Below are 21,773 nucleotides of genomic sequence, written 5' to 3' on the forward strand. Positions count from 1 at the left end.
CGTGGGCGGGCGTCTCAGGATACCCGTTTGCGCGGGGCCACCCCAGACTGCGGCGCGGCCGTCAGTGCGAGCGCCTGCCGCAGGGCCAGGCGCTGCCGACGGATCCAGTCGGCATCCGCCAGCCGGTCGCGCAGACAGAAGGGAAACTGCTGGCTGAGCTCGGCCAGACGCCGGTCCGCGTGTTCACGCGCCGCGCACAGCCGGTCATGCTCCCGGCGCAGGGCCACCACGGCCTGCGGCAGGCGCGCGTGACGCGCCAGCGGTCGGGCCTCGGGCAGCAGCCGGGCCAGCGTTTCGCGGTCGCCGTGGCGATAGGCCGCCATCGCGCGGGGCCAGAGACCGTCGCCGTCCGCGGCGGCGGCCTGCGGTACCACCCGCGGATGCAGCAGCGCGAGCAGCGCACGAAAGCTGTCGCGGGCCACGGCGGCCTCGGTCGCCGTCAGTGTCGACCAGTGCTCGCGTTCGGCCTGGGCGGCGGCCATGCGCATTTCCGGCGCGCTGGCGCGGTCGCGGCGCAGGTCGCCGAAGGCGGCCCAGTAGCGCGCCGCCCACTCGGGACCGTCGTGGAAACGCCAGTCCGCCTCGATCGACAGCGCGCGGGCCAGACGACGGCGTTCGTCGCGGGCCGCCCGGTACAGCGTGCCGTGGGCGGGGTGAATCAGCGTGCCGGCGGTATTCGATGTGGTCATGCTCGACTCCCTGTGTTGGCGTCGAGCACAGGGTGGCCGCGGCGGTGGGTCAATTGGCGACCCGCGGCTGTATGAATCTACAATTTTTCGGTATCCACCGCCGTATCGGCATAGCGCGCCGCGGCCCGCCGCAGCCGGTCGGCGGCGGCCTCGCGCAGCGCCGCAGGCGCGATGATCTCGGCCTCAGGGCCATAGGCGAGCACGTCCTGCAGCAGTTCCTCGGGGGCCGCATACGGCACGCGCAGCTCGTAGCCGCCGTCGTCGTGCCAGTGGCCGCTCTGATCCGGATGCCACTGTTCGTCGGCCACCCAGCGGGCCGCGCGGGCCGAGAACCGGACCACGGCGATCTGCGTGGCCGCGCCGGAGATGATGCCGTAGCCGCTGCCCAGTTCGCGGTCCAGCGCCGCGGCGTCCATGTCGATCGCCGTCGCCTCCGTGATCTCCGCCCGACGGATCCGGTCCAGCGAGAAGCTGCGAAGGCCCTCGGCGTCGTGGCACCAGGCGTCCAGATACCAGTTGTCGCGATAGTAGACGAGCCGCTGGGGTGAGACGGTGCGCCGGCTCTCGGTGTCGCGGGCGCGGCCGTGATAGCGGATATCCAGCCGGCGCCGCATCGCCAGCGCCCCCGCGACGTCCGCGAAGGCGGCGCCGGGCCGGCGGGCGCTGGCGCGCAGGATGCGGGTCCGGCGCGCCAGTTCGCCGGTGCCCATGGCCCGGCTTTCCAGAATCCGCTCGAGGCGCTTGCGGATCGGGTCGAGATCGGCGGCGAGCAGACCGGGCTGAACGGTCTCCAGCAGCTGATCCATGGCCAGCAGCGAGACCAGCTCGGAAGCGTTGAACCACAGCCCCGGCAGTTCGAAATGCGCGTCCGGCGAGGCGCCGTCGGCCAGCGCGTAGTAGTAGCCGTTATACTCGCGGTCGTATTCGATCGGCGCATCGAGATACAGCCGCATGTCGCGGATGATGCGCTTGACCGTGGCCGGCGAGCATTCGAGGCGCTCTTCCAGCGTGGCCTTCGGGATCGGCCGGCGCGCGCCGGCCAGCTGGCGATGCAGCGCGTAGATGCGGTCGAACACATTCATGTCCGCCAGTGTAACCAGCCTGCAGCGCGGCGCCGAACCGCCTGCCGAAAAACGCGCCTTGCAGCCGGGCACTGCACTGCACAAACTGGTGTCATACTGGGTACACGACACACGCCTGTCCCCATGATCCGTATCCGGAAGAGTATCCGCGTCGCCCGCGGCGTCGCCGACTGTTATCGCTATCTCGTTGATTTTTCGACCAGCGAGCAATGGGACCCCGCGGTCTACCGGGCCGCCAAGCGCACCCCCGGCGCGCCCGGCGTCGGCACCGAATTCGACGTCACGGTCTCGCTGTTCGGCCGTCGGCGCGAGCTACGCTATCGCATCGAATCCCTGGCGCCCGGCACGGCCATCGTGCTCTGCGGCACCGGTGCCGGCATGGTCTCCGAGGAGCGGATCGAACTGGTCGCCGATGGCGATGCGACGACCGTCGAATACCGGGCCGACTTCACGCTGACGGGCCTGCTCGGCTGGTCTAAGCCGGCCGCCCGGGCGCTGGTCGAGCGCATGACCGGGGCGGCGCTCGCGGGTCTGCGCGACGCGCTCGAAATCGACACGACCCCGCCGCGCCAGGGGTGGCGAGACTACATCGCCGACCGCAGCTTGATCGCCGCCGCACCGAGCTTCACCGAACGCGGTTATCTGGCGCTGGACGACAAGGCCCACAGCGAGTTCATGGACGACCGCGTGGTGGTGGTCACCGGCGCCACCGGTGGGATCGGCGAAGCCATCGCCGCGGAGTACGCCCGCCTGGGCGCGACCACGGTGATCGTGGGCCGGGACGCGCAGCGTCTGGCGGCGGCCGCGACGCGCGTGCGCGATTTCGCCGGCTGCGCGGCCGAGCGCGTGACCACCGTCGAAGCCGATCTGCTGGATCTCGCCCAGACCCGCGCGGCCGCGGACGCACTCGTGGCCGCGCATCCGCGCATCGACGTGCTCGTCAACAACGCGGGCGCCCTGTTCGCCGAACGCGCGACCACGGCGGACGGCTTCGAGCGCACGTTCGCGATCAACCTGGTCGCGCCGTTCGTGCTGACGGAGGGCCTGATGCCGGCGCTCGGCGCGGCCCGCGGCCGCGTGGTGAACATGTCCAGCGGCGGCATGTATCTTCAGCCGCTGGTCCTGGCGGACCTGAATTTCGCCGAGGGCCGCTTCGACGGGACCAAGGCCTACGCCCGCGCCAAGCGCGGCCTGGTCGCGCTGACCCGACACTGGGCACGGCGCTACGCCGAGACCGGCGTGACCTTCAACGCCATGCATCCCGGCTGGGTCGCGACCGCAGGCGTGGCCCAGTCGCTGCCGGGCTTCAACCGCGCGCTGGGCCGCTTCCTGCGGGATGCCCGAATGGGCGCGGATACCGCCGTGTGGCTGGGGGCATCGCGGGCCGCGGGTCGAATCAATGGCGAGTTCTTCTTCGACCGCCGGCCGCATCCCACGGCCGTGTTGCCCAACACGCGAGTACGGCCGAGCGAGGCCCAGCAACTCCACGGCTGGCTGCGCAACGCCACCGGAATGGACGGCCATGGCGTCGGATAACAGCGAACAACGCCGTCGGCGCCGGCGCATGTTCGGCGCCGGCGTACGCACGCTCGGCCGCAGCATGCTGCATACGATGCCCGGCTACGATCGTGCCCGCAGCTGGCAGAAGACCGGCCAGGACTGGTACGACACGCTGGGCTCGCTCAAGGGCGCGGCGATGAAGCTCGGCCAGATCGCGTCGCAGTATCGCGACTTCCTGCCGGAACAGCTGGTCGATCAGCTCTCGCGCCTGCAGCGCAACGCCGAGCCTTGGGACTACGCGCGACTCACCCCGGTGCTGGATGCGACCTGGAGCGAAGCCCAGCGCGCCCGCCTGGTCGAGATCGACACCGAGGCCATCGCCGCGGCGTCGATCGGCCAGGTCCACCGCGGCCGGCTGGACGACGACCGCGACGTCGTCGTCAAGATTCGCTACCCCGGCGTGGCCGACGCGGTCGACGCCGACATCGACAACCTCGCCCGCCTGCTCAAGCTCTCGCGTTTTCTGCCCGTGCGCGGCAGCGACATCGACGCCGTGCTCGAGGAACTGCGGCTGCGCTTCATCGAGGAGACCGATTACCGCCACGAGCTCGCCAATCTTCAGACGCTTCGGGCGATGACGCTGCCGGGCTACGTGCTGCCCGAACCGGTATCCGAGCTGTGTACCGAGGCGGTGCTCGTGACAACGCACGTGGCGTCGCGTCCGATCGCCGAAGCGCCGCCGAGGCTGGGCGCGGCCGTGGTGTCGTCGATCTGCCGCCAGGTGTTCACCTTCGGCGCCCTGCACGCCGACCCGCACCCCGGCAATTTCGGCGTGACCGACGACGAACGCATCGCCCTGTTCGATTTCGGCTGCGTGAAATACTTCGACCGGGCGACCCGCGACGCGCTGCGCGATGTGGTCGCTGCCGCCCTGATCGCGGACTGGCACGGCGTGCACGACGCCCTGGAGCGTCTCGGCGTGGTCCCGGCGGACAGCTGGGCGGACCACGGCCGCACCTACGCCGAGATCTATCGACGGCATGCCGAGGCCACGCTCGAACCGCTGCGCGCCCAGCCCGACTATGTCTTCGACGACGACGGGTTGATCCAGTCGATCCACGCCGAGATCCGCGAGTCGCTGCGTCACTGGAAACGCTTCAACGCCGCACCGGAGCTGGTCTTTCTGATGCGCACCCTCAGCGGTCTGTACTGGATCCTGCGCAGCATGAAGGGCCAGGCCCCGCTGATCGCCGAGCTGGAGGCGATCGCGGCGGGCGCCTACGATCCGCCGGACGACGCCGACGCCTGATCGGACCCGCCGGCGGATTGTTATACTTTCGCCGGTTCATGCTGTATCGCTCGGCGCGGCTCGCGCGGCGATGCGGGTTCCCTCACCCCGCCAGAAAAAAGGCCCGTCATGCTCGATCTGTCCACACGTCAGGCGCGGCGCGTTCTCGCCGTGGTGGCGGCGTTTCACGTTGCGGTGATCGCCTCCAGCAATTACCTCGTGCAGCTGCCGTTCACGCTGGCCGGTTTCCACACCACCTGGGGCGCGTTCACCTTCCCGTTCATATTCCTCGCGACCGACCTCACCGTTCGCCTGTTCGGCGCCGGGCTCGCCCGCCGCATCATCTTCTGGGTGATGCTGCCCGCCCTGGCGGTGTCGTATCTGCTGTCGGTGCTGTTCGTGGACGCGCGTTTCGCGGGCTGGGCGGCGCTCACCGTATTCGACGTCCCCGTGGCCCGCATCGCCATCGCCAGCTTCGCCGCCTATCTGTACGGGCAACTCCTGGATATCGTCGTATTCAGCCGTCTGCGCCGGCTCAAACGCTGGTGGGTCGCCCCGGCCGCCTCCACCGTGTTCGGCAACATGCTGGACACGCTGCTGTTCTTCTCGATCGCCTTCATGGGCAGCCGCAACCCCTTCATGGCCGAGCACTGGTTCGAGATCGCCTGCGTCGACTATGCGTTCAAGCTCGTCATCAGCCTGGGGTTGTTCGTGCCGTTGTACGGCGTTCTGCTGCGCGTGCTGGCCCGCCGCATCCTCGCCTGGACCGACGATCGCGGCCCGAGCGCTTTGGCACTACCGCGTTGAGGGCCGGGGTTAGGGGCACTTCGGCAACGCGGCCCGGGGCGTATCGATCCGCGGCACAGCCTGGATAGCGGCGCTGGCGCCCCGTAATCTTTTCTTGTCGCCACCACTACGCGATCGAAACTTTTATCGTATGATCGTGTCTCTGTAAGGCCGAGCGCACTGACGCCGAACCATCGGCGTCGGCTTGTGGGGGACCCGGAACGGGTCGCAGCATGAATACAATCGATCGCGTCGGATTCGCTGGGTTCTTTCTGGCGTGCCTTTTCCTGGCGTTTATCGGCGGCACGCTGATCGTGCTGACGCAAGTATTCCCCTATCAGCACATCAACGACGCCTACAAGGCGGCCCACGCGCTGATCGCCCAGGGCGCGATCGATGATCGCTACACGCAGACCGACCAGTGGCGCCTCGCCCGCACGACCGAGCGCGGCACGACCATCCACGATCCCGAACGCGCCTATAACGGCTACACGCTATACACCTCGGGCGGCGGCGCCTACGCCTCGCTGATCGACATGGACGGGCGCGAAGTGCATCGCTGGGCGCTACCGTTCAGCCAGGTCTGGGACACGAACCCGAGCGGCCGGGCGGCCCGGTCCGACGACCTGATCTACTGGCGCAAGGCCATCATGTACCCCGACGGCGATCTGCTGGCGATGTACATCGCCGCCGGCGACACGCCCTGGGGCTACGGCCTCGTCAGGCTCGATGCCGATTCCAACGTGATCTGGCGCTACAAGGGCGCGACTCATCACGATATCGACATCGCGCCGGACGGCCGCGTGATCACCCTGACGCACGAGTTCAGCTACCGCGAATTCCCCGATTTCCCGACGCTGGCCCGACCGTGGCTGAACGATTTCCTGGTCGTCCTCGACGGCGACACCGGCGAGGAGCAGCGCAGGATCTCGCTGTTCGACGCCTTCTATGATTCCCGCTTTCAGCCGTTGCTGACCGCGATACCCAGCTTTGCGGTCGAGGATCCGCTGCACACCAACAGCGTGCAGTACATCGACCAAGGCCTGGCCGATCGCTTTGCGCCCGCGAACGGACGCGGCAATCAGGTGCTGCTGTCCTTCCGTCATCCCGGCGCGCCGGGTCTCGTGGATCTGGACAGCGGCCAGATGACCTGGGCGACACGCGGCGGGTGGCTGGGCCAGCACTTCGCTCGCGCCCTGCCGAACGGCAACTTCACGCTGTTCGACAACATCGGCAACTTCGAGCCGGGCAACACCACGCGCCTGCTCGAGATCGACCCGAGCACCGACGAGATCGTCTGGCGCTATCAGGGCACCCGCGATCAGCCCTTCGAAAGCCGGCTGCGCGGCGCGAGCACGACGCTGCCCAACGGCAATCACCTGGTCACCGAGTCCGACGGCGGTCGGCTGTTCGAGGTGACACCCGAGCGCGACATCGTCTGGGAGTTCGTCAATCCGGTCCGCGAGGGGGATCGGGATCAGTACATACCGGTGGTTTCATCCGGCCAGCGCATCAAACCAGAGGCGCTTGATCCGGCCTTCCGTGCCCGACTCAACACTCCCTAGGAGGCATGTCATGGATCAGAATCGTTCCAACGGCAAGCACATCGCGTACATACGCGCCCCACTCACCATCGCCATCATGCTCGCACCGCTGGCGGCGCAGGCCTATGTCGGCCCCGGCGCCGGTCTGAGCCTGCTGGGTGCGCTCTGGGGCGTGATCGCGGCCATCGGCGCCGCCCTGCTGTTCGTCATCCTCTGGCCGCTGCGGCGCATGATGCGGCGCCGACGCGAGACGGCCGCACAGCAGTCGCGGCCCGACGATACGGCCCCCGGCGCGGAGCCGCACGACCGTTCGAAGTCGTCGCACCACTCGTAACGACATCGGGCCGCGCCAGCGCCCGCCGCGGTCAAGACGGCGGCGCAGCGCGTGCCCGACAGATCCGGAGATGCCGATGGGGCTGTTCAATCTGCCCGCGCCCTTGTTCAATATCGTCGACGCCGGCATGGCAGGCGTCCTGCCGGCCGCGGCCCGCCTCGCGGTCTGGGCCGCGATCGGCGCGATCGGGACCATGCTGCTCTACAAAATGCTCTCGCCACAAGCGCGCATCGGCGAGGCCAAGCGCCGGGCGAAGGCGGCACGCCAGCGGCTGAACGCTTTCGACGGCGATTTCGCCGATGCCGGCCCCTTGATCCGCGATCAGTTCGCGAGCGCGTTCCGCCACGTCGGTCTTGTGGTTCCGGGCACCATGCTGGCCGTTCTGCCCTTGTTGTGCCTACTGCTCTGGGCCGAGACGCATTACGGCCAGGCGCTGCCCGAGCCCGGCCAGGCGCCGGCGATCACCATCACGCCCGCGGAGGGCTTCACCGGCGAATGGCGAGCCGCCGATGAGGCGCCGCATGTGCGGGTGACCCGAAACGGCGAGACGATCGCCGACATCGCCATGGTGGCGCCGGTGGGCGTGGTCACGAAACAACCCTGGTGGCATTGGCTGGCGGCCAACCCGCTCGGCTATCTGCCGGACGACGCCGCCGTGGAGCAGATTCGCATCCAACTGCCCGAGCGGCACTATCTGTCGTTCGGGCCCGACTGGATGCGCGGCTGGCTGGCGATATTCATCCCGGTGATGTTCATCGTCTCGCTGGCCATCTACCGATGGGCGAAAATCGAATGACCACGAGACAGGACACACCGCGCACGCCCCGATCCCGTCCCAGCGAAAGCGCGGTCGCCGGGTTCGCCGTACCGACCTGGATGCATCGCCTCGGGGGCTGGCAACACCGTCATCCGCAGGCTGCGATCCGGCTCGGCAACTTCGATACCCGCGTCGCGGGCGACGCCATCGCGCGGATCTCGGTCGACCGGCCGATCTATATCGCCGGTATCGCGCGGGCCGGCACCACGATCGTGCTCGAGACGCTGGCGGCGCATCCGGCGGTGGGCACCCACCAGTACCGCGATTTCCCTCCGGTGATGACCCCCTGGCTCTGGGACCGGTGGCTCGCGCGGGTGCCCCAGCGCGCCGAGACCGCGGCCGAGCGCGCGCACGGCGACGGCATCGCCGTTACGTCGCGCAGCCCGGAAGCCTTCGAGGAAGTCGTCTGGATGGCGTTCTTCGACGCCATTCACGACCCGCAGCAGAGCAACGTGCTCGATCGTACGAGTTCGAATCCCGAATTCGAGCGCTTCTACAGCGAGCACATCCGCAAGCTGCTGGCGATTCGCGGCGCCAGCCGCTATGCGTCGAAAGGCAACTACAACCTGATGCGACTGGCGTACCTGCAGACGCTTTTCGCGGATGCGCGCTTCGTGCTGCTGATCCGCGACCCGGTCTGGCACATCGCCTCGCTGATCAAGCAGCAGACGCTGTTCGAGGCGGGTGAAACCGCCCATCCGCGGGCGCTCGAGCACATGCGTCGCGTCGGCCATTTCGAGTTCGGCCTCGACCGACGCGCGATTCATACCGGCGACGATGCGGCAGCCGAACGCATACGCCAGCTTTGGGCGGACGGCCACGAGGTTGCGGGCTGGGCGCACTACTGGGCCACGGTCTACGGCGCGCTGGCCGACCAACTCGACACCGACGCCGCACTGCGCGACGCCTGTCTGGTCGTCCGCTACGAGGATCTGTGCGGCGACGCCGAGGAAACGCTGCGCCGCGTGCACGCGCACTGCGCGCTGCACATCGGCGACGACGAGCGTTCACGCGCGGCGGCGCGCCTGCGGCTGCCGGGCTACTATCGCCCCGCCTTCAGCGACGAGGAATACGCGACGATTCGGGACATCACGGCCCCGGTCGCCGCGCGGTTCGGTTACGGCACGGATACGGTGGACACGCCACCCTGACCTGACGAGCGCCGCCGTGGCGTGCCGGGCTCAAACCGAGGCGGCCTCGATCAGTCCGAGATCGCGGCGACGCCGGCCTTGGCCGTCTGGGCATCCTGCTCCGGCTTGACGCCGGAGACGCCGACGGCGCCGGCCAGCCCGCCGCCGACCATGACCGGCACGCCGCCGGTCATGGTGGCCTTGAGCTCGGGCACCGACAGAAAGGCCGCGCGGCCGCCGTTGATCATGTCCTCGAACGCCTGCGTTTCCTTGCCACCGAGCGCCGCGCTGCGCGCCTTTTCGGTCGCGACGTAGGCCCCCATCGGCGCACAGCCGTCCAGGCGCCGCAGGGCCAACGCGTGACCGCCGTCGTCGACCACGGCGATGGCCACCTTCCAGCCCTGGCTTTCGGCCTCTTTCTGGGCCGCATCGAGGATGCGTTCGGCGTCGGCGAGCGAGAGCACGGTCTTGTCTTGCATGGGAACAGTCCTTGGAATCGGTGTCTGGAACGACCTGCATTCTACCGAAGGCCGAACCGGTTTCACGAACAAAAACGGCGGCCGCGAGGGCCGCCGTCAACGCCGGATACTAAGGAGTGGCGGTTATCCGCCGCCGGCCATCAGGCCATCGACCACACCGATGCCGTAGAAGGCGATCAGGCCGATGATGCCGCTCAACAGGCAGTAGTAGAGCGTCGGCAGGATCGTCTTGCGCATGGTCGTGCCTTCACGGCCCAGCAGTCCGACCGTCGCCGAAGCCGCCACCACGTTGTGGATGGCGATCATGTTGCCGGCAGCCGCGCCGACGGCCTGCAGAGCGACCATCATCGCCGTCGACAGGCCGAGCGTGGCGGCCACGTTGAACTGGAAGTCCGACAGCATGAGGTTCGACACCGTGTTGGAACCGGCGATGAAGGCACCGAGCGCGCCCACGGCCGGTGCGAACAGCGGATAGATATGTCCCACGCCATCGGCCACGAGCTGCGCCATGGCCACCGGCATCGACACGATGTCCGATCCGTTCACCCCCGAGTTGATCAGGATGCGGACCATCGGGATCGTGAAGATCAACACGAAGCCCGCGCCGAGGATGGTGTTGGTCGACTCCTTGAACGCCGCCCCCATCGCACTCGCGCGCATCCGATGCAGAAAGAACGTGATGAGCACGGCAATGCAGATGATACCGCCCGGCAGGTACAGCGGCTGGATGGAACCCGAGACATCAGTCTGCCCCAGGATATTGCTCCAGCTGATCGCCACCGACTGGAGCGCGTTGGTGATCGGCTCCACGGTGCGCGAAATGACCAGCAGAATGGCCAGCAGCACGTACGGCGCCCAGCCCATGGGCGGCGTGAGCGGCGTGCGCCCGGCCACGTGATCGGCCTTGATCTCCATGTTGCCGATCCATTCCGCCGGCCACTGGCTCGACTCGGGGAAATCCCAGGGCTTCTTCGGGATGAGAAAACCGCGCCGCGCCGCCGGCACGACGATGGCCAGGCCGACCATGGCGCCGATCATGGACGGGAACTCCGGTCCGAGAAAGACGCCGGCCAACGCATAGGGCACGACGAAACTTACACCCGCAAAGAGTGCGAAAGGCGCCACGGCCAGACCGTCGCCCCAGGATTTGCGCTCACCGAAGAAGCGCGCCATCACGGTCACCATGATCAACGGCATGAGGAAGCCGCAGATCGCGTGCGTGATCGCCACCTGCGAGGTGATGAGCTGGAAGTAGGCATCCCAGGATGAACCGTTGGCCGCAAGCTCCTCGGTGATGCTCGATTTGTGCAGGCCACCGCTGACACCCACTATGATCGGCGTGCCGACCGCGCCGAAGGACACCGGCGTGGACTGGATCATCATGCCCACCACGACGGCCGCCAGCGCGGGAAAACCGAGCGCGACCATGAGGGGCGCGGCGACCGCCGCCGGCGTGCCGAAACCCGAAGCCCCCTCGATGAAGCAGCCGAACAGCCACGCCACGATGATCGCCTGAATGCGCCGATCCGGGCTGATCCCGGAAAAGCCGTTGCGAATCGCCGCGATACCCCCCGAATGCTTGAGCGTGTTCAACAGCAGGATGGCACCGAAGATGATCCAGAGGATCGATATCGTGAGCATCAGCCCCTGAAGACTGGAGGCCACCACGCGTGTGAACGTCATGTCCCAGGCCAGGAGTGCGATCAGCACGGTCACGATGAACACGACCGGCATGGCCGTGCGTGCCTGCATTCGAAAGCCGATCAGCATCACACCCGCCAGCACCAGCGGTGTGAATGCCAGAAGCGACATCAAGATTGAAGTCATAGCGTCTTCCCTGTGGATCCCCGAATTGGTTCGGCCGACTGCCTCATCCGGCACGCCGACGCAGATGATTGAATGACCTCGGCCAGAGGTCGCGTAAGCTAATCATGAAAGATCGACCGTCGACAATGCGGCTTTGGTCCACCCCGGCCTGCGATTTTTTATCCGCCACGCCAACGACGTGCGCACCACGGACGCACCTGCCTCATAATCGTGCCGGGGCGGCGAGCGGGCATGCGGCGAGGTAGCGATGTCACGTGATGCAAAACGAATAGCGGTCGAGGAGATACGCGCCGGCATGTATGTCGAAGCGCTCGACCGGCCGTGGACCGAGACCGATTTCGTCTTTCAGGGCATGCGCGTCGACACGACCGAGGACATCGAGCGCCTGCGCGCGGTCTGCAGGCATGTCTATGTCAGCCCGGCAACACTGGACGAGCCGACGCAGCCAGGCGCTGAAGACGCCCGCCGCTCGACTTTCAGGGGCGCGGACGCGGGCCGTGAGTCGAGCAGTGATAACGCGATACGCGAGCGCACGCCGCGCGGTTTTCGCGAGGAGCTACCGCGGGCGCGCATGCTGCGCGAGCAGGCGCGGGACCTGATCACGACCGTGCATGCGGACATAGAATCCGGACGTACGGTCGACGTGCGCGGCGCGCGAGAGGTCGTCGCAGAGATGATCGACAGCGTGGCGCGTCATCCGGACGCCCTGCTCTGGTTCACGCAGATCAAGAACCGCGACGCCTATACCGCGCTGCACAGCCTGAACGTCTGCATGCTGTCGATCACACTGGCCTCGGCACTCGATCTGGACGAAGCCGATGTCCAGGAGATGGGTGTCGGCGCCCTGCTGCACGATGTCGGCAAGATCCGCATCCCGCTGGCGATCCTCAACAAGCCCGGTCGGCTGACCGATGAGGAATTCGCACTCATGCGCAGACATCCGGAATACGGTGTGGACATCCTGCGCGACTCGCCCGATCTCACGCCGGCCAGCCTCGAGATCGTGCTGTCCCATCACGAACGCCTCGACGGCAGCGGTTATCCGAACGGCCTGGCCGGGGCCCAGCTGTCCACCTATACCCAGATCGTGGCCATCGCGGATGTCTACGACGCGGTCACCAGCGACCGCGTCTATCAGAAGGGCCGCACGCCCGCCGAAGCGCTCAAGCTGATGCACGGCACCGATGACCGCGAATTCAAGGGCCGGATGTTGCGCGTGTTCGAACAGACCATGGGCGTGCACCCGCCCGGCAGCGTGGTGGAGCTCAATACCGGCGAGGTGGGGCTCGTACTGCCGGATTCGGTCGGCGCGGAAGAGCCGGTCGTGCTCATCGTCCTCGATCACCGCAAGCGCCGCTACTATCCGCAGCGGGTGCGTGATCTGTCACGATTCCCGAGCTTCCGTATCGCCCGGGTGCTGCAGCCGGGCACCTACGATATCGACGTCGACGACTATGCCGAGGACATGCACTGAGCTACGGCGGACGGTGACGCGATGCGAAGGCCCGCGATCGGCGAGGCCGTCATCCGTCGAGATCGGGCCCCGGCCCGGTCAGCCGCGATAGCCCGCCGGGTTGCGGCGCTGCCATCGCCAGGCGTCGGCCAGGATGTCGTCCAGCCCGCGCATCGCCCGCCAGCCCAGTTCATCGTTCGCGCGGCTCGCGTCCGCCCAGCACTCGGCGAGATCGCCGGCCCGCCGCGGCGCGATGGCATACGGCACGGCCTTGCCGGTGACACGTTCGAAGGACTCGATGACCTCCAGTACGGAATACCCGCGCCCGGTACCGAGATTCCAAGTGTACAGGCCGCGGGTGTCCGCGATAACGCGCAGGGCATCGAGATGGCCCGCCGCCAGATCCATGACGTGGATGTAGTCGCGTACGCCGGTACCGTCCGCGGTGGGATAGTCGTTGCCGTAGACGGACAGCGAGTCGAGGCGACCGACCGCGACCTGCGTGATGAACGGCAACAGATTGTTGGGCAGGCCGTTCGGATCCTCGCCGATCTCCCCACTCTCGTGCGCGCCCCCCGGATTGAAATAGCGCAGCAACGCCACCGACCACGCCGGATCGGCACGCTGCAGATCCTCGAGCAGCCACTCGATCATCAGCTTGGAACTGCCGTAGGGATTGGTCGGGCGGCCAGTCGGCGCCGACTCGGCCAGCGGCATCGTGCCCGACTCCGCGTAAACGGTCGCCGAGGAGCTGAACACGAGCGTCTTGATGCCGGCGGCGTCCATCGCGTTGCACAACGACAGCGTTCCGCCCACGTTGTTCTCATAGTAGGCGACCGGCCGACTCGCGCTTTCACCGACCGCCTTGAGGCCGGCGAAATGAATCACGGCATCGACACCGTGGCCGGTCAGCGTGTCGCGCAGGCGGGCCGTATCCCGAATATCGCCTTCAACGAACGCCAGCGACCGCCCCGCGAGCGCCTCCACCCGCAGGAGCGACTCCCGGAACGCATTGGATAGATTGTCATACACCACGACCTCGTGACCCGCCTCGAGCAACACAAGAGCGGTATGCGAGCCGATGAAGCCGGCGCCACCGGTAAGAAGAATCGTCATATGCAACCGTCCGGTCATCCGGAGATATCGTTCGTTGGTCCGCCGCCGAGGCTCGGCGTTCTAAAGTGTCGTCAGCCGATCGTTTTCGCGGGCATGTTGCAACCGAATGTCAGTGCAACACCGTGCAACGGCTTCGTCCACCTGCATCCGGGCCAAGGACTCTAATACTGAAATTCCGAAAAGCCCGTGACCGAACCCGCCGCCGGGGATAGCGGAAATTCATCGTCCTAACCGCCGCGCAATGGCACGAGCGATGCCTCCAGCCGCAAAAGCAGATTGTCGCATGCTTCGCGTATACGGCTGTCGATGGGCAACGCGTCTGTCTCGCGAGGGGCGCGTCACGAATCGACAGTAGCCGGGATGAAAGCGCAAGCCAGCAAAATCGAAGATGTCCCGTGCGCTGGCTTCCGTTTCAGTCATGAGCCTGTTGTACGAAACCAAGCGGCACCGACTGTCTTGATCCAGGGCCTGTTCGAAAAGTAGAACGTTGCGCATATACCAGAACAGTGCACAAGCGGATTCGTTATTGAGGTCGTCGTGATAGCAGTCTTCGATAAATTCTCGAGTTTCAGCCGACATCCCACGACCTCGCCAGCCATCGGTACCGCTCTCCTCTACGATGATACGCATCGTCGAGGGCATGCCCGTCCACTTGCGAACATGGGAACGCACAGTGGCTTCATAGTCTCGATAGACCCATATCGCCTGTGCCGGCGCAAAACGCTGTATCAGCCGCCCGACGTCCTGCGACTCACACAATGCCTTGAATACGACTTTCGGCGCCGGTGAACGCCGGGCCAGCCTTTCAATGACGTCATCGCCCCGCAACTCATAATTGTCAAAAGCACGCGGGTCGCGCTCGTGGAAGACTTCCGTCTGTGCAGAGCGTTCGAGCAGATCCATGACCATGTTGGTGCCCGAACGCTGGGCGCCCGCGACGAAAAGATTCAGCCTCGGCGCATCGCCATTGAACGGGCGGACTAAGCGCTGGCGAATTCGCTTGATACGCGGTCGTGACAGGGCCTCTAGACGTTGCGTCAAGTTCGAGATATTGGTTGCGATGGTCATATGCTTCTATCTATTGAAGGCTAGAACGGCTGTACCCGAGAAATCCGCTGCATACCAGGCGCAAAAACAGAACAATTTCACAAGTCCGCACTAATGACAGAATTTCTCGAAGTCGACTCCTATTGCAGGTCGATACGTCATACCACCAGTGCCGCACTCGTCGGATAGCTAGGCCGTCAAGCAGCTCGAGGGCCATCGAACACACACGTGTCGGACTCAGCATACCCAGCGCTACCCACCACGAACGTCTGGGTCTTCAGTTTGACTTACCTTACCCAGGCCGTCCGAATCCGCGATCGTAAACAGCACATCTACAGCGGTATGCTTGGTGTCATCCGCGAGATGACGAATAAGAAAATCGGCGAAAATCGCGATTCCGAGCATCTCCAGGCATTCTTCGACGACGGTTCCCATTTGATAGTAGACGCTGTGCACATCGAGTAGATATTGGGTTCTCGCATTGAAGATTTCGACGACCAAGGCGCCGCCGACGAAAACGGCCCCGGCCAGCATCAGTCGGCCTGCAACCCGGCGCGGCAACCGCAGCAAAAACGGTATGTAGAACAACGCAACGACGAGCGTGAATGCCATGCCCGCGGCCACCCAGTCAAAATGAAAGAACCCATTCAGCTCGCCCACCGCCGGCTTGATCTGGGCACCCAGAAACGAGCCGACAACTTCGTGTATCCGCGCGACTTCGTCCACGGACATCAAGGCGAAGACCAACGCGAGGAGCCGCCAGTGGAAGGCGTTTGCATCCCCGCGTTGGCGACTGTAGTGCCCGTGCAGCGCGAGCAAACCCGCACAGAGCAACAATGTGAACGCGGCGTACCAGGTCGGCACGCTCGAGTCGCCGTTCAGATCGAGCAACGCATATAGCCCGTAGACGCCATCCGGACGATACAGCATCTTTGCGGCGACGATCCCGGCTCCCGTCACCGTAAGACACAGCGTGGCGAGATACATCAATCGCGGCAACGTCCGCAGATCGAAACGCAGAGGCGACCGACTTGTTCGAGCCGAAACGCCCGCCATTCCGTTCGACCTGGTCATCGCGCACTCCCGTTTTGATGGTGACCGGATGCTCCAGTCGATACACCGCAGGCTTCACTGAACCTGCCCCCGAGCCTGATGGGTCAGAAAACGGCCAACCCGTATATGGACACCACACCAAGCAGCCAAACCGACGCCACCCAAAGTGCGAGTTTCCGTGTCGAGCCCGAGGTCGTTCGCCATACCAGATCGGCGCCAAGGATGATCAGGGACGTATAAACAAGGACGGCGAATAACGGCCAGCTCAAATGCCCGTCGTGCCAGAGCCAATCCATCATGATCACACACTCGCCTTCGCAGCCAGGATCGTTTCGCCGGCGCGTACATGGCTACCCAGCTCACACGTACAGACATATTCATCCGGCACTTCAAGCACGACGGTGCTGCCCAGAAGAATCCGCCCCACGCGCTGTCCACGCCGGATCTGTTCGCCGGCGTGGACCCAGGTCTCGATCCGTCGCGCCGCCACGCTGGTGATCAACCGGATCGCGACGGGGCCGATGTCGGTCTCCAAGGCGATACGGGTCTGCACGGGGCAGTACTTGTCCCTCAGAAACGCGAAATCGCGCCCCTCGCCATCCATATGCGCATCGCCACTCGGCGTTACGTTCGTTACGCGCCCGTCCAGAGGACTGCGCTGCACGTGCATGTCCCAGAAAGACAGCGCGATCACGATATAACGCACACCGGCGCGTGCTTCATAACTCGTAACCAAGCCGTCCGCCGGCGCGATTATGCCGTCGTCTGCAGGCAGCACCCGTGGTGGATCGCGGTAGAAAAATCGCAGGTAACCGGAATGGAAACGTGTCGTCTCCAGCCATTCCCGAATCTGCAGCTCGGGCCAACGCTGCCGCGACGGGAGCAAAGGACGCACCAGAGGCGACGGATAAGGCAGGTGACGCAACCATTGTGTGAGCGCCACAGCTAACACGCCGAGCACCAGGATCTGAATCAATAAAATCAAATTCCGACAATCTCCAATTCAAATCGGCCGGCAGTGCCCCTAGACGCGGAGTCCATTCCAGAATAGGCCCCGGATAGCGCACAGCTCTGCGGTAGTCACCGATGGCGCCTCTGACGACACACTCCGCCGCCCTCGTGCGGAACACCGGGACGGCGTGACCGCATCGCTACAAGAAAAACTCTCGTTGCGAGCAAATAGCCGGATGCTCGAGAATTCCAGGACCGCGCGTTAGCACAGTCGCATCATATCGTTCAGCCACACGGCCTCACGAAACCCCACGCTCCTCCGTTGAGACTACGAGCGTTTACATCATTCGGCCAGAGGCACCTGACGTTTCACAAGGCACCATTATGCGCTGTTGGCATCAGATTGCCCACAACGGTTCAAGCCATCTCTGTCGCCCCGAGGTCTCGCACCATACCCTGCCTATCAGTGCTCGCAACGACTATCGCCCCGGCGAAGCAAGATTAAGTGCGACCTAGTCGCGCATTTATCCGTGCGGACAGAAAATCCCGAAGTTCAAACCAGACCGGATGCCTGACAAGCCAGATTCCCAACAGCCACCCGAACGCCGCTCCCGCCATACTCCCGAGCAGCGGCGACCAGAGATTATCACCGGATGGCGTATCGAGCAGATAAACCAGGGCCGGAATGGTCATTGTCGCGATCGTGACCGGAATCGTCGGTGCCAGAGCACGAAACAGATCACGCCAGGTGATTCCCGAATATCTAATCAGGGCATTCGCCGTATAGACGAATCCGAACAACGCCACGGGAACCTGGACCGCGGCGACCGCATTCAAGCTGTAGAACGCGGCAGCGATCATCGCGGCGACCCGAACCGATTGCAGGACAGTGATGCGGGTCGTTGCCACGCCGATCCGCCCCGTGGCAGTCAAAAGCTCGCTATTGTGGGACAGGCTCGTGCTGATGAGTCCTGCAATGGCAAGAAACTGGAGAATGGGAACGGCAGCATCCCACTGGTCGCCGAACATGATTCGCATCACGGGAAATGCCATGAGCGCCGAAAATGCGAAGAAAGGCCAGCTTATGCAGGTCACGAACGTGATCGACTTGAGAAAAAGATCGCTCGGCCTCTTGTCATCGCGATGCCGCTGCGAGAAGGCGGAGAAGGCCACGCTGCCGATCGCCCCGATGATGTTCTCCCGGAACATGCGCACGAGCCCGTTGCCGCGACTGAACAGCCCGGCCTCGGCAAAACCGAGCATGCGGCCGATGATGAAATCCGGCGCACTCATGCCGACCCGGTTGACGATACTGCCGAACGTCTTCTGAACGCCGAAACTGGCCACGGGTCGCCAGTGGGCCAGACCCACACCACGGATTCGATAATCGCGGCCCCAGCTCAGACAACCCAGAACGTTGACCACCATACCGGCCACCGAACCCCATGCAGGACTCATGTAGCCGTAACCGAGCCACGCCAAAGTCAACGTCACCGCGCTCTGGGCGAGCTGCGCGGTCGTGGCGATCCGGTAGCGGATGCCGAACTGCATTGAACGCATCAATAGTGCGTTGACGGTCGAACCGAACGGCAACAGGAAAAAGTTGATGCTCATCACTTCCAGCACTAGTCGCAGCCCTTCCTCGTTAAAGAAGGAGGCGATCAGCGGACTGCACAGGAAAAGAGCGACGCCCAGGGCCCAGGCGATGATGAAGGTGACGGTGAACGCCGACCGCGCCGTGGCGTCGTCCAGCTCGCGCACTTGCACCAGATACTCGGAGGTGCCGAAGTCGCGCAGCATCTGGACGATATTCACGAAAGCGACGGCCACGGAATACACGCCGACCTGAGCGGGTGTGAGCAGGCGGCTCAGCACCATGATGGTCGGCAACGAGATCAGCAGATTCGTGTACTTCTGCGCGAACGAGAGCACGAGCGAGCGGCGAATAGAGGGCATGGCCCCACTACTCTTTTCGGTACTGGTTTTTTTCATTCGGGCGCGTCTTTATATCGGCCATGACGAGCGTGCCACGCGGCACGCGCGAGCGCGGTATTCTACGGGGATATCGCAGGCAACGCGTGCCCAGGCGCAGCCTGCGGATAATAGAAGCGCCTTATAATACGCAACACCAGAGCCGCTGCCGCCGGCTGCTGACGACTCGGCCACTGATAACCGCCGCGCGCCGCCGCGAACCCGTTCCACTAAACAGCCGTTGCTGACATGCAACAGGAGCCAGCACGATGGCTGCAAATCAGAACGGATCGACCGCTGACGGGTCACGACACGATGCGCCCGGCATTGCGGTCATTATCGCCACCTACAACCGATCTCATCTCATTGGCGAGACGCTCGACAGCGTACTCGCCCAGACCCGTCCCGCCGACGAACTGATCGTGGTCAATGACGGCTCCACCGACGATACCGCCGCCGTGCTACGTCGTTACGGCGACCGCATCCGCATCATAACCCAGCGCAACGGCGGCAAGTCGTCCGCATTGAACTGCGCCATCCCCCAAAGCCGGAGTCGCAACGTCTGCATCTTCGACGATGACGACATCATGTTGCCGAATAATCTGGCGACTCATCTGCAGGAACTGCAAGCGCATCCCGAGGTCGGCTTCACCTACTGCCTGAATCACGTATTCGACGATACGACGCCCCCCGACGCCGTCGACAAGACACCGGTCAAGGCGCTCCCGGACGTATCCGCGCCCCGCTTCTTCAACTGGATACTGGAATCACCCTTCCTTCCCACACCGATGCAGGGCATGTTGATCCGCCGTACCTGTCTTGAACAAGTCGGACTGTTCGACGTCGAGCTTACCCGCAGTCAAGACCGGGACATGGTGATGCGTCTGGCGCGTCGCTTCCGTGCCCGCCGCATTCCGCACGCGCTCTGGGCGCTTCGTGAACATTCGGGCCGTCGTGGACCGGGCTTCGATGGCCACAACGCCGACGAACGCTATGCCGCCTGGATGGCGCACAAGCAACACGTGTTCACAAAACTCAGAGAAAGCGTCGACATCGCCGAATACGTGCCGAGGGATATCGCCGATACACTGGTCGCCAAGCCCCGGGCAATCGAGCGCTACGGGTATCTGCAGCGCGGTGTCATCATGGCGATCCACGGTCTGCATGAATGCGCGCTGACGGATCTCGATACATACCTGGACTTACGCGACATCGATAAGCATGCGACCAGCCAGGCGGAACAGATGCTCATTTCGAAACTCGCCTACCTGCAAGCCCCCGATCTTGCACTACCGACGGTCTATTATCGGGCGATCGGGCATCGATGCCGCACACATCCGGCAATCGCGCCGCCGCTACTGCGCGGCCTGTACTGGAGCGCTCGCCGTGACCTATGGTGCAAGCGGGATCCACACAGTCTTCGAATGTCCCTACGGCGCCTGGCGGTCATCGCCCTGGGCGCCTGTCATCAGAAATAGCACAAGCGCGCACCCATGAAGCCGACTCAACGACCCGTCATTTCTCCGGAGCCGACGGTGGCGGTGCTCATCGCCACCTACAACCGAGCCGACTACCTGGAGCAGGCACTCCGGAGCCTCTGCAACCAGACACGCCTGCCCGATGACATACTCGTGGTAAGCGACGGCGCGACCGACCACACCGGCCAAGTGGTGCATGCCTTCGGCGATCACGTTCGCCTGCTGGAACAGGCCAACGGGGGCAAGGCAAGCGCACTCAACCGCGGTCTCGAAGAGATTCGCTGCGATTACGTACTGATATTCGACGACGACGACATCGCCCTGCCCGAGGCGCTGGAGCAACACCTGTCTTTTCTCCGGGCCCATCCGGAATGCGACTTCACCTACAGCCCGAAATACGTGTTCAGTGGTGAATTCTCGATGCGCGTCATCGATTCGCAACCCGTACCCGAACTACCGGATATCCCGTCGGACGAGTTCTTCATTCGCACGATGGAATCGATGCACACGATGCTGCAAGGCATGCTCATTCCAAAGGCGTGCCTGACGGCCGTCGGACCGTTCGACGAGAGTCTTCGCCGGTCCCAGGATCACGACATGATTCTCCGGCTTGCGCATCGGTATCAGGCAGGACACTTGAAGCAACCGACGTTTGCGCTTCGAATCCACGCCGGCGAGCGTGGCGCCGGAGCTGATCGACATGATGAGTCCGAACGTGCTTTGGTCTGGGCACGCTACCGGCGACAGATATTTTCTCGGCTTTACAACGAACTAACGCTCGGCGACTACTTGCCGCTACAACAAGCGGGGAGCCAGCTGCCCCCCCTGCTCCGTCGACAGGCCGTGCTCCAGAGAAGCCTGATCATGGCCTCAAACAATTTATACGAGGAAGCGCTGAATGATTTTGCAAAGTGGAATGCGCTGCGTGGGAGCCGGCCGCTTACGGTTCGCGAAGGAGCACTCATCGCACGCATGACACAAATCGAGGATATGACGCTCCCCAAACCATCGACGTTCTTCTACCGACTCGGCGGCGGCACGGGATTTGACCGCGCCGCGCTGACAGCCATGGTCCGAGGTCTTTACTGGACCGCGCATCGCGAATGGCACGCAGGCGAGATGATCAATGTAGCTCGTATCATCCAGCGATTCAGCCTTCTGATCGCGGGTCTGCCGATTGGTGCAGTCCAGCGCGACCCTATCCAGAGGCGGGATCACCGGTGATCGA

The 21,773-nt window shown here is 64.6% G+C and carries 19 protein-coding genes; 10 read left to right on the forward strand and 9 right to left on the reverse strand.

The features are described 5' to 3' along the window. Positions 1-14: 14 nt before the first annotated feature. Positions 15-689: a hypothetical protein gene (locus SAOR_RS07380; RefSeq protein WP_123630858.1), complete on the reverse strand. Its 675-nt coding sequence runs from the start codon at positions 687-689 to the stop codon at positions 15-17. A 77-nt stretch (positions 690-766) separates the two neighbouring features. Next, entirely contained in the window at positions 767-1,771 is a 1,005-nt protein-coding gene (locus SAOR_RS07385) for a helix-turn-helix transcriptional regulator (RefSeq protein WP_123630859.1), read from the reverse strand. Between the two features lie 123 nt (positions 1,772-1,894). Between SAOR_RS07385 and SAOR_RS07390 the strand changes: the two genes are divergently transcribed. From SAOR_RS07390 to SAOR_RS07420, 7 genes are all read left to right on the forward strand, one after another. Further along, positions 1,895-3,307, forward strand: coding sequence for an SDR family NAD(P)-dependent oxidoreductase (locus tag SAOR_RS07390; protein WP_185015582.1), 1,413 nt, complete (start codon positions 1,895-1,897; stop codon positions 3,305-3,307). Next, positions 3,294-4,580 carry an ABC1 kinase family protein gene (locus SAOR_RS07395; RefSeq protein ID WP_184947314.1) on the forward strand — a complete coding sequence of 429 codons (1,287 nt, stop codon included), beginning with the start codon at positions 3,294-3,296 and terminating at the stop codon, positions 4,578-4,580. Before SAOR_RS07390 ends, SAOR_RS07395 begins: the two co-directional genes overlap by 14 nt. Positions 4,581-4,688: 108 nt before the next feature. Then, positions 4,689-5,366 (forward strand): 7-cyano-7-deazaguanine/7-aminomethyl-7-deazaguanine transporter, encoded by a 678-nt coding sequence (locus SAOR_RS07400; protein WP_123590104.1) that lies wholly within the window; start codon positions 4,689-4,691, stop codon positions 5,364-5,366. A gap of 212 nt (positions 5,367-5,578) precedes the next feature. Then, complete coding sequence (locus tag SAOR_RS07405; protein WP_123630861.1) at positions 5,579-6,910, forward strand: arylsulfotransferase family protein; 1,332 nt, start codon at positions 5,579-5,581, stop codon at positions 6,908-6,910. Between the two features lie 10 nt (positions 6,911-6,920). Then, positions 6,921-7,223 (forward strand): hypothetical protein, encoded by a 303-nt coding sequence (locus tag SAOR_RS07410; protein WP_221179912.1) that lies wholly within the window; start codon positions 6,921-6,923, stop codon positions 7,221-7,223. 76 nt (positions 7,224-7,299) lie between these two features. Further along, on the forward strand, positions 7,300-8,019 hold the full coding sequence (locus SAOR_RS07415) for a hypothetical protein (RefSeq protein WP_123630862.1): 720 nt from the start codon (positions 7,300-7,302) through the stop codon (positions 8,017-8,019). Beyond that, the gene (locus SAOR_RS07420; protein ID WP_245965420.1) at positions 8,016-9,191 is read left to right on the forward strand and encodes a sulfotransferase; all 1,176 of its coding nucleotides are present in this window, start codon (positions 8,016-8,018) and stop codon (positions 9,189-9,191) included. Before SAOR_RS07415 ends, SAOR_RS07420 begins: the two co-directional genes overlap by 4 nt. Positions 9,192-9,241: 50 nt before the next feature. On the opposite strand, the gene SAOR_RS07425 is transcribed toward SAOR_RS07420, so the two are convergent. Both SAOR_RS07425 and SAOR_RS07430 read right to left on the reverse strand, forming a co-directional pair. Beyond that, on the reverse strand, positions 9,242-9,649 hold the full coding sequence (locus SAOR_RS07425) for a heme-binding protein (protein WP_123590108.1): 408 nt from the start codon (positions 9,647-9,649) through the stop codon (positions 9,242-9,244). A 123-nt stretch (positions 9,650-9,772) separates the two neighbouring features. Further along, complete coding sequence (locus SAOR_RS07430) at positions 9,773-11,476, reverse strand: L-lactate permease (RefSeq protein WP_123630863.1); 1,704 nt, start codon at positions 11,474-11,476, stop codon at positions 9,773-9,775. Between the two features lie 247 nt (positions 11,477-11,723). On the opposite strand from SAOR_RS07430, the gene SAOR_RS07435 reads away from it, so the two are divergent. Then, on the forward strand, positions 11,724-12,950 hold the full coding sequence (locus SAOR_RS07435; RefSeq protein ID WP_123630864.1) for a cyclic di-GMP phosphodiesterase: 1,227 nt from the start codon (positions 11,724-11,726) through the stop codon (positions 12,948-12,950). Positions 12,951-13,028: 78 nt separating this feature from the next. Here SAOR_RS07435 and galE read toward each other — a convergent pair whose 3' ends face one another. From galE to SAOR_RS07460, 5 genes are all read right to left on the reverse strand, one after another. Further along, complete coding sequence (galE, locus tag SAOR_RS07440; protein WP_123630865.1) at positions 13,029-14,045, reverse strand: UDP-glucose 4-epimerase GalE; 1,017 nt, start codon at positions 14,043-14,045, stop codon at positions 13,029-13,031. 219 nt (positions 14,046-14,264) lie between these two features. Further along, positions 14,265-15,113 carry a sulfotransferase family protein gene (locus tag SAOR_RS07445; protein WP_123630866.1) on the reverse strand — a complete coding sequence of 283 codons (849 nt, stop codon included), beginning with the start codon at positions 15,111-15,113 and terminating at the stop codon, positions 14,265-14,267. A 231-nt stretch (positions 15,114-15,344) separates the two neighbouring features. Beyond that, on the reverse strand, positions 15,345-16,082 hold the full coding sequence (locus SAOR_RS07450; RefSeq protein ID WP_185015583.1) for a hypothetical protein: 738 nt from the start codon (positions 16,080-16,082) through the stop codon (positions 15,345-15,347). 364 nt (positions 16,083-16,446) lie between these two features. Further along, positions 16,447-17,121, reverse strand: coding sequence for a phosphatidylserine decarboxylase (locus SAOR_RS07455; protein ID WP_221179913.1), 675 nt, complete (start codon positions 17,119-17,121; stop codon positions 16,447-16,449). Between the two features lie 476 nt (positions 17,122-17,597). Beyond that, complete coding sequence (locus SAOR_RS07460; protein WP_123630869.1) at positions 17,598-19,088, reverse strand: lipopolysaccharide biosynthesis protein; 1,491 nt, start codon at positions 19,086-19,088, stop codon at positions 17,598-17,600. Between the two features lie 248 nt (positions 19,089-19,336). On the opposite strand from SAOR_RS07460, the gene SAOR_RS07465 reads away from it, so the two are divergent. Then, positions 19,337-20,545: a glycosyltransferase family 2 protein gene (locus SAOR_RS07465; protein ID WP_123630870.1), complete on the forward strand. Its 1,209-nt coding sequence runs from the start codon at positions 19,337-19,339 to the stop codon at positions 20,543-20,545. Between the two features lie 57 nt (positions 20,546-20,602). Then, positions 20,603-21,769: a glycosyltransferase family 2 protein gene (locus tag SAOR_RS07470; RefSeq protein WP_185015584.1), complete on the forward strand. Its 1,167-nt coding sequence runs from the start codon at positions 20,603-20,605 to the stop codon at positions 21,767-21,769. The last annotated feature ends 4 nt before the right edge of the window (positions 21,770-21,773 follow it).

The organism is Salinisphaera orenii subsp. orenii MK-B5, assembly GCF_003788635.1.
Taxonomy (GTDB): domain Bacteria; phylum Pseudomonadota; class Gammaproteobacteria; order Nevskiales; family Salinisphaeraceae; genus Salinisphaera; species Salinisphaera orenii.

Excerpts from the sequence above, each read along its gene's own strand:
- SAOR_RS07380 (WP_123630858.1), bottom strand. The coding sequence starts at position 689 with ATGACCACATCGAATACCGCCGGCACGCTGATTCACCCCGCCCACGGC.
- SAOR_RS07385 (WP_123630859.1), bottom strand. The coding sequence starts at position 1,771 with ATGAATGTGTTCGACCGCATCTACGCGCTGCATCGCCAGCTGGCCGGC.
- SAOR_RS07390 (WP_185015582.1), top strand. The coding sequence starts at position 1,895 with ATGATCCGTATCCGGAAGAGTATCCGCGTCGCCCGCGGCGTCGCCGAC.
- SAOR_RS07395 (WP_184947314.1), top strand. The coding sequence starts at position 3,294 with ATGGCGTCGGATAACAGCGAACAACGCCGTCGGCGCCGGCGCATGTTC.
- SAOR_RS07400 (WP_123590104.1), top strand. The coding sequence starts at position 4,689 with ATGCTCGATCTGTCCACACGTCAGGCGCGGCGCGTTCTCGCCGTGGTG.
- SAOR_RS07405 (WP_123630861.1), top strand. The coding sequence starts at position 5,579 with ATGAATACAATCGATCGCGTCGGATTCGCTGGGTTCTTTCTGGCGTGC.
- SAOR_RS07410 (WP_221179912.1), top strand. The coding sequence starts at position 6,921 with ATGGATCAGAATCGTTCCAACGGCAAGCACATCGCGTACATACGCGCC.
- SAOR_RS07415 (WP_123630862.1), top strand. The coding sequence starts at position 7,300 with ATGGGGCTGTTCAATCTGCCCGCGCCCTTGTTCAATATCGTCGACGCC.
- SAOR_RS07420 (WP_245965420.1), top strand. The coding sequence starts at position 8,016 with ATGACCACGAGACAGGACACACCGCGCACGCCCCGATCCCGTCCCAGC.
- SAOR_RS07425 (WP_123590108.1), bottom strand. The coding sequence starts at position 9,649 with ATGCAAGACAAGACCGTGCTCTCGCTCGCCGACGCCGAACGCATCCTC.
- SAOR_RS07430 (WP_123630863.1), bottom strand. The coding sequence starts at position 11,476 with ATGACTTCAATCTTGATGTCGCTTCTGGCATTCACACCGCTGGTGCTG.
- SAOR_RS07435 (WP_123630864.1), top strand. The coding sequence starts at position 11,724 with ATGTCACGTGATGCAAAACGAATAGCGGTCGAGGAGATACGCGCCGGC.
- galE (WP_123630865.1), bottom strand. The coding sequence starts at position 14,045 with ATGACGATTCTTCTTACCGGTGGCGCCGGCTTCATCGGCTCGCATACC.
- SAOR_RS07445 (WP_123630866.1), bottom strand. The coding sequence starts at position 15,113 with ATGACCATCGCAACCAATATCTCGAACTTGACGCAACGTCTAGAGGCC.
- SAOR_RS07460 (WP_123630869.1), bottom strand. The coding sequence starts at position 19,088 with ATGAAAAAAACCAGTACCGAAAAGAGTAGTGGGGCCATGCCCTCTATT.
- SAOR_RS07465 (WP_123630870.1), top strand. The coding sequence starts at position 19,337 with ATGGCTGCAAATCAGAACGGATCGACCGCTGACGGGTCACGACACGAT.